Origin of the sequence: Vibrio sp. 10N.222.54.A3 (genome assembly GCF_041474095.1) — a bacterium.
Lineage (GTDB): Bacteria > Pseudomonadota > Gammaproteobacteria > Enterobacterales > Vibrionaceae > Vibrio > Vibrio crassostreae_C.
Genome location: NZ_JBFRTN010000152.1, coordinates 1 through 7,291, shown reverse-complemented (window position 1 = coordinate 7,291; position 7,291 = coordinate 1). Strand labels below are relative to the sequence as shown.

Genomic DNA, 7,291 nt, shown 5'->3' with positions numbered 1-7,291 from the left:
GTTACAGTGACTTCTGTAACGGCGCGTTTTTGTATCTTATAAGCTCATCATGGGTATGAACCCGATTAAGCTTTATGTTCCTGGTTACACTTCCATTCACATGGCACTTCATAAATCAGCTCTTCAATCGAGGTTGGATTTAGAGCCCACTCTTCATCAATATTGAACTTGCTGACCATCTGCGTGTTGAAAAGCTGCCAATGCTTAAGTAGGGCGTCTTCGGGTGAGGTGACCATATCACCTTCATTCCAAGTGCTTTCCATAAAGGGAGTGAGGCATACAGCGCCGTTTGCGTACATGATCATTTGCCATTTAACTTCGTAAATGTTGATCATTTTGTCTGGGTTAGCTGCATTGTACTCAGCGGCAAGCCCGTTAATCTCTTTTTCAACATCGCCGACATTGTCGATGAAGTAATCAACTAGGTTGTCTTCTTGGCGAACAGAGTCTGAAATAAGCTGCATTGGCCTACGTGAGTGAATCATGTTGGTGAACAGACGCATGCTAAACAGGTAGATAGCGATATTTGGCGCAACATCTTTTGGCAGCTCTTCCATAATCTTACTGATGTAAGACTGAAAATAATCGTGTAAACAATCACTTATTGCATGCCAAATCTTTTCTTTGCTACCAAAGTGGTGGCGGATAAGGCTATGCGAGACGCCTGCCTTTTCACTGATGTTTCGCAGTGATACACGATCGTAGCCAAAGTCACAGAACATGTCTGCGGCAACGCTCATGATCAAAAAACGCGTCTCTTCGGCGTCTTTTGCACTTCTTCTACCTTGCTTCTTTTCGGTCATCTTCATTTCACACAATTACCTGATTACAACATTCTACACTGTTTTTACTGAAATAAAAAATACTGCACAAGTGGAAAGTAAATCTTGAGAATTATTTAATATTAAATATACTGCCCACCTGTGTAATAAATCATAATAATTAAACGGAGAGGCATCATGCAGTTCAATTTGTCGATCAATGCCATATCGAGCAAGCGCATGGGAGCTGTTATTGCAGCACTATTGCTCGCAGGCTCTCTAACTGGATGTGACAAAGTTCAGTCAGAGGAAAATGTGCAGGTAATCAAGCCAGTCAAGCTGTTCGAAATCCCACAACAGACTGATATTGATCTCGATAGCTTCATTGCAAAGGTTGATGCGACCGACCGTGCGGCACTTTCTTTCCAAGTGGGTGGAGATATAGAAACCTTCGATGTTCGTATGGGACAAGAAGTGAAGAAAGGTCAGGTGTTAGCCGTATTAGACGCGACGGATTACCGTATTGCCGTTGACGCAGCCCAAGCTAAATTTGATCTGGCGAACAGCCAATACAAACAAGCTTCTGAGTTGTATGCGAAAAAACTGGTCAGTACCGATTACTACGACCAAGCCGTAAACACCTTTACTGCCGCTGAAGTTGAGTTGGACCAAGCAAAAACAAACCTTGGCTACACTACCTTAGTTGCTCCATTCGATGGCGTGGTATCGATGGTGTTTGGAAAGCAATATCAATTGATCGCAGAAAAGCAGCCTGTACTGAATATTTTGAATCACAGTGAAATGGATGTGACGTTTTCAATTCCAGTATCAAAGCTTGAAGACCGTTCTATTCAAGACCTAACGAGCTCAAACATGTGGGTTGTGATGGACAGCCACCGCGGCATTCGTATCCCGACTCGCTTTAAAGAAATCTCAACGCAACCAGATGAAGATACCAACAGCTACCAAGCGGTTGTGTCTATCGAAAAGCCAGAAGGCATCAATCTACTTTCTGGTATGACAGCGCAAGTTGAAGTTCAGAAAAGTAAATCTGACTACGGCATTGGTATTGTGGATTCAGCTTGGTTAAACAAAGACGTAGACCATGGTGAACTATGGCGTTATAACCCTGACTCTCAACTGATTTCTAAAGTACAAGTCCTTCTTGATGAGCAAGGCAAGGTTATCGACGGATTGTCGTCTGGTGACCTTATCGTTGAAGCGGGTGTGGATGTGTTATCAGACGGACAACAAGTAAAAGCTTGGCTTCGTGAGGGCGGTATTTAATGAACCTTTCAAAATTATCAGTTGTTGTCGCGTCGGTTCTGTTACTTCAAGCCTGTAACAATGAAGCTGTACACCGTGAACAACCACCTTTGTTGGTTTCTACCTTTGAAGTTGGCGCACCGCTTACTAATCAGTTCAGAAGTTTTAATGGACAGGTGATGCCAGCTGAATTGACTCCCTTGGCATTTAAGCTAGCAGGCGAGATTCAACAAGTATTAGTAGAAGCGGGCGACAATGTCGAAAAAGGGCAGTTATTAGCCACCTTAGATAACGCAACGTACGTCCAAGATCTGACTGATGCTCAATCTCAATTCAAACTGGCAAGCAAACAGTTGGCCCGTGGAACGGAGATGTTTGGCAGCGAAATGTTATCGCAATCAGAACACGACCAACTGACGGCTAACTATAAGCTCGCATCGGCGAATTTGGCGGCGGCGAAACGCAAGCTGAGTTACACAGAACTTTTAGCGCCGTTCTCAGGAACAGTTTCAACTGTCGATAAGCAACGATTCGAAAATACGACGCCTGGAGAAACACTACTGAGTGTGTACCAGAACGACAAGGTGTATGTGCGAATTCAAGTATCAGATTCGATCTTGGCGTCAATTAGCCCAGACATGCGTTCAAATAGCTATCGTCCTGAGGCGACCTTTGGCGGTCACACAGGCCAATATCCACTGACGTATCTAGAACACACCAGTGAACTGCACCCACAATCCCGTACCTACGAATTTTGGATGCAGATGCAGCAGCCTGAAAGTGAAATCCTGCCAGGCACGAGCGTTACGGTCAATGTAGATATGGCGAAAGCGGGCCTGAGCGATGTTCAAGGCTACCAATTACCAATGACAACGCTAGAAGCGGGCTCTGAAGCGAATCAGTTCTATGTGTGGAAAATGGAAGACGGACAAGCATTCAAAAGCGAAGTAGAAGTCGACAAGATCAGTGGCCAAGGCGCACTCATCGCTCATGGTGTTGAGCAAGGTGAGCTACTCGTAAATTCGAATTTAAGAAAACTCCGTGACGGAATCCAATTGTCAGGAAAAGCAGAATGAACATCGCAGAATATTCAATAAAGAACAAAGTAATCAGCTGGCTGTTTCTAGTCATTTTGGCCATTGGCGGTGTGACGTCTTTTGGTAATCTATCCCGTTTAGAAGACCCAGCTTTTACCATTAAAGATGCAATGATTATTTCAACTTACCCTGGCGCTACGTCAATGGAAGTTGAAGAAGAGCTGACTTACCCACTAGAAAAAGAGATAAGACAGCTTCCGTACATCGACAAGATTACCTCGACATCATCGAACGGTATGTCCCAAATTATGGTCAGTATGAAGATGGACTACGGTCCAGACGAGCTGCCTCAGATCTGGGATGAAATGCGCCGTAAGATCAACGATCTACAACCAACACTGCCAAGTGGTGTAAATTCCGTTCAGATCATCGATGATTTTGGTGATGTGTTTGGTGTGATGATCATGCTGACCGGTGATGGTTACGATTACGTTGAGCTCAAACAGTACGCAGATTACCTAACGCGTGAAATCGAACTGGTTGACGGTGTCGGTAAAGTTAGCATTGCAGGTGACCAACAAGAACAACTGTTTGTTGAGATGTCACTGGAACGCTTAGCCGCATTGAACCTAGATATGTCGACGGTGACAGCATTGCTAGCACAACAAAACAGTGTGGTATCGGCAGGCGAGGTGATGCTGAATGGTCAAAGCCTAACGATTAAGCCAAACGGCACATTAAGCACGGTTGAAGAACTAGAAAACCTAATCATTCATGGTCGTGACACTGGCAATCTAATTCGTCTAAAAGACGTTGCTGAAGTGACTCGTGGTATTCAAGAAAAACCGGGTAATGTATTAACGTACAACGGTGAACCTGCAATCAACTTAGGTATTGCTTTCTCATCAGGCGTAAACGTGGTTGAGATTGGTAAAGCACTGGATGCGGAACTGGATCGCCTAGAAAGCATTAAGCCAGCGGGTGTAGAACTGAATTACTTCTACAACCAAGCGCAAGAAGTAGACAAATCTGTGGCTGACTTCTTAATCAGCCTAGTTGAAGCGGTAGCCATCGTTATCATTGTATTGTTGTTCGCAATGGGCTTACGCAGTGGTTTGATCATCGGTTTGGTTCTTCTATTGACGGTATTCGGTACCTTCATCCTGATGGATTACAACGATGTTGAACTGCACCGCATCTCTCTGGGGGCACTGATCATCGCGCTGGGTATGCTGGTGGATAATGCGATTGTTGTCGTTGAAGGTATTTTGGTGGGCTTGAAGAAAGGCAAAACCAAGCTTCAAGCAGCGAAAGACATCGTCAAGCAAACACAATGGCCACTGTTAGGTGCGACCATTATCGCTATCACAGCGTTTGCACCGATTGGTTTGTCGAAGGATGCGACAGGCGAATTCATGGGTTCACTGTTTTGGGTACTGTGTTTCTCACTGTTTTTGAGTTGGGTAACTGCACTAACACTAACGCCATTCCTTGCCGAGATGTTGCTTAAAGAAGAAGACAAGGTTGATGAGAACGAAGACCCATACAAAGGCATCCTGTTTGTGGTATTCGGTGCGTGTCTGAAAGTAGCACTTCGATTTAGATGGCTTACTGTAGTTAGTATGGTCGCTCTATTAGCAGTTTCTGTCGTCGGTTTTGGTATGGTGAAGCAGCAGTTCTTCCCGCCGTCAAATACCCCAATGTTTTACGTAGACATGTGGATGCCAGAAGGCACCGATGTTCGTGAAACGATCAAGCAGACAGAAAAAGTTGAAAGCTACATTCGCCAGCAAGACGACGTGGAGTTTGTAACGACAACGGTTGGGCAGGGCATGCAACGTTTCGCACTGACTTACCAACCAGAGAAAAGCTACGAAGCGTACGCCCAGTTACAAGTAAGAACCACTGACCGCGACACTATGTTTAAGGCTCTAGCGGCGCTAGACAAAGACTTAGCGAACGAATTTGAGCAACCAACGTTCCAGTTCAAGTTGATTGAGTTTGGCCCGTCACCAGCTTCAAAAATCGAGGCTCGTATTAGTGGTGCCGACCCACAAATCTTGCGCAGTATTGCGGTTGAAGTGGAAGACATCTTGTTAGCGGACCCAGGCTCTCGAAATGTTCGTCACGACTGGCGTGAACGTACCAAAGAGCTCGTGCCATTGTTTAACGAATCAAAGGCGCGTCGTCTTGGTATTTCAAAGACGGATCTGTCCGAGACGTTACAGATGGCGTTTGGTGGCTACAACATCGGTTTACTGCGTGATGGTACTCATATGTTGCCTATTGTTGCGCGTTTACCGGAAGAAGAGCGTTTTGATTTCGAATCGCTAAACAATGTGAAGATTTGGAGCCCATCACTACAAACTTACATCCCAGTTGAGCAAGTGATTGATGGCGTAGAGCTTCAATGGTCTGAGCCACTGATTCAGCGTCGCGACAGAAAACGTACGCTAACAGTATTGGCTGACCACGATGTTCTTGGTGATGAAACGCCAGCGAGTCTGTTTGCTCGTGTGAAACCAAAGGTAGAAGCATTAGATTTACCAGAAGGCTACAGCATTAGCTGGGGTGGTGAGTACGAAAGCTCTAAAGATGCGCAAGAATCTCTGTTTGGCTCACTGCCAATGGGTTACTTGCTGATGTTTATCATCACGATGCTTCTGTTTAACTCGGTTCGTAAGCCGCTTGTGATTTGGTTTACGGTTCCACTCTCTATCATTGGTGTTTCAATTGGTCTGTTAGGTACCAATATGCCATTCAGCTTCACAGCGTTCCTTGGCTTATTGAGTCTAAGCGGCATGATTTTGAAGAACGGCATTGTACTGCTTGACCAGATCAACAGTGAGCTATCAACAGGTAAAGACCCATACCTAGCGGTTGTAGACAGCGCGATCAGTCGTGTACGACCGGTATCTATGGCAGCACTGACGACTATCTTGGGGATGATTCCCTTGGTATTCGATGCATTTTTCGGCTCAATGGCGATTACCATCATGGCAGGCTTAGGCTTTGCTACCGTACTAACGCTAATAGTAGTACCAGTGATGTTCGCTATTCTATATAGAATCAAACCGTCCACTGCGGGTTATTAGGGATTGATATAAAACAGATTCTTTTAAGCCAGCCCAGTCAATTTTGACTGGGCTTTTTTATGGGTGTGACTTGGCGATACAAGATCGTGCTAAGAGACTATAGCGTCAGCGAGCGTTGCGTTAAGAAAGAGATAGGTATCAAAAAGCAGCTAACCAATGGTAAAGCGGCTTCCTGTAGAATAGAGAATAGAGGGCACTTCTAGATTGCGAGGCGAATATCCAACTCAATCGGCTTTGGCATAGCTAAGTGATAACCTTGATACATATCGAAGCCTAAATTTTGCATCGCTGCGAGTTGTTGTTGGGTTTCTATCCCTTCGATTACTGTCTTCGCACCGATTTGGGTAGCAAGCTTTAGGGCCAATTCCATTTCACATGTGTCGCCTTGTTCAAAGTCCAACATAACCGAGCGGTCTATCTTGATGATATGAGGGTTAATGTGACGAACGCGCTGTTCGGTTGATGCTTGTGTACCAAAATCATCGACAGCGATTTGAAAGCCATTATCCGCAAGAGAAAGAGCGGCATCTTTCAAACGCTCTTCACTTTCTGCGTTCAACTCTACCAACTCCATCACTATCTGTTCGCATGAAAGGTTAAGCTCGTGAAGGCGTTTAGCTAACAAGCTATCGCTGACCTTTTCTGCAGCAAACAACTCACCAACGTTTGGAAGAACGTTCAAAAATAGATGTAAATGACGGATTGTCGATTGTGCGAAGTTACGGATATGAATCGCTCGACTCAACCTCTCTACATTGATTTTGTCTGTGCTTGAGGTTTCGTCGGAATGGAAGAAGTGATCAGGACGAACAATATCACCTTTGTTATTTGAAATGCGCACCAAAGCCTCAACACCTATTTGAGTCATAGAAGAGTCGAATATAGGTTGATAGACGCTTCTAAGCGTCAGGTCTTGGTATTTCGCAATAAACTGCATATCAGCATCTACGGATATACAGCTAATAAATTCACTTCTGTCTGATAAAATCATAGTCGCTAGTAAAGAGGGCTTATTCAATGGCGGACGTACATGTCGCGGCTGTCACAATATTGACAGGTGTAAGTAAATTGTCAATTAATAAAAACTCATTTGTAGAGTCAATATTTAAATAAATATAATTAACGAAAAAAC

At 44.6% G+C, this 7,291-nt stretch carries 5 protein-coding genes; 3 read left to right on the top strand and 2 right to left on the bottom strand.

Going from position 1 to position 7,291, the window contains the following annotated elements; all coding sequences use genetic code 11:
- Positions 1-65 precede the first annotated feature (65 nt).
- Complete coding sequence (locus AB4507_RS22175) at positions 66-809, bottom strand: TetR/AcrR family transcriptional regulator (protein ID WP_017064637.1); 744 nt, start codon at positions 807-809, stop codon at positions 66-68.
- A 150-nt stretch (positions 810-959) separates the two neighbouring features.
- Between AB4507_RS22175 and AB4507_RS22170 the strand changes: the two genes are divergently transcribed.
- From AB4507_RS22170 to AB4507_RS22160, 3 genes are read left to right on the top strand one after another with little or no spacing between them, the layout of a single operon-like run.
- Positions 960-2,048 carry an efflux RND transporter periplasmic adaptor subunit gene (locus tag AB4507_RS22170; RefSeq protein ID WP_136978567.1) on the top strand — a complete coding sequence of 363 codons (1,089 nt, stop codon included), beginning with the start codon at positions 960-962 and terminating at the stop codon, positions 2,046-2,048.
- Positions 2,048-3,103: an efflux RND transporter periplasmic adaptor subunit gene (locus tag AB4507_RS22165; RefSeq protein ID WP_017065790.1), complete on the top strand. Its 1,056-nt coding sequence runs from the start codon at positions 2,048-2,050 to the stop codon at positions 3,101-3,103. Before AB4507_RS22170 ends, AB4507_RS22165 begins: the two co-directional genes overlap by 1 nt.
- Entirely contained in the window at positions 3,100-6,159 is a 3,060-nt protein-coding gene (locus AB4507_RS22160) for an efflux RND transporter permease subunit (protein ID WP_372183404.1), read from the top strand. Before AB4507_RS22165 ends, AB4507_RS22160 begins: the two co-directional genes overlap by 4 nt.
- 199 nt (positions 6,160-6,358) lie before the next feature.
- Here AB4507_RS22160 and AB4507_RS22155 read toward each other — a convergent pair whose 3' ends face one another.
- Positions 6,359-7,096, bottom strand: a complete 738-nt coding sequence (locus tag AB4507_RS22155) for an EAL domain-containing protein (RefSeq protein WP_372132455.1) — start codon at positions 7,094-7,096, stop codon at positions 6,359-6,361.
- Positions 7,097-7,291 lie beyond the last annotated feature (195 nt).

Coding starts and splice junctions, on each gene's coding strand:
- AB4507_RS22155 (WP_372132455.1), bottom strand. CDS start 7,096: ATGCAGTTTATTGCGAAATACCAAGACCTGACGCTTAGAAGCGTCTAT.
- AB4507_RS22175 (WP_017064637.1), bottom strand. CDS start 809: ATGAAGATGACCGAAAAGAAGCAAGGTAGAAGAAGTGCAAAAGACGCC.
- AB4507_RS22170 (WP_136978567.1), top strand. CDS start 960: ATGCAGTTCAATTTGTCGATCAATGCCATATCGAGCAAGCGCATGGGA.
- AB4507_RS22160 (WP_372183404.1), top strand. CDS start 3,100: ATGAACATCGCAGAATATTCAATAAAGAACAAAGTAATCAGCTGGCTG.
- AB4507_RS22165 (WP_017065790.1), top strand. CDS start 2,048: ATGAACCTTTCAAAATTATCAGTTGTTGTCGCGTCGGTTCTGTTACTT.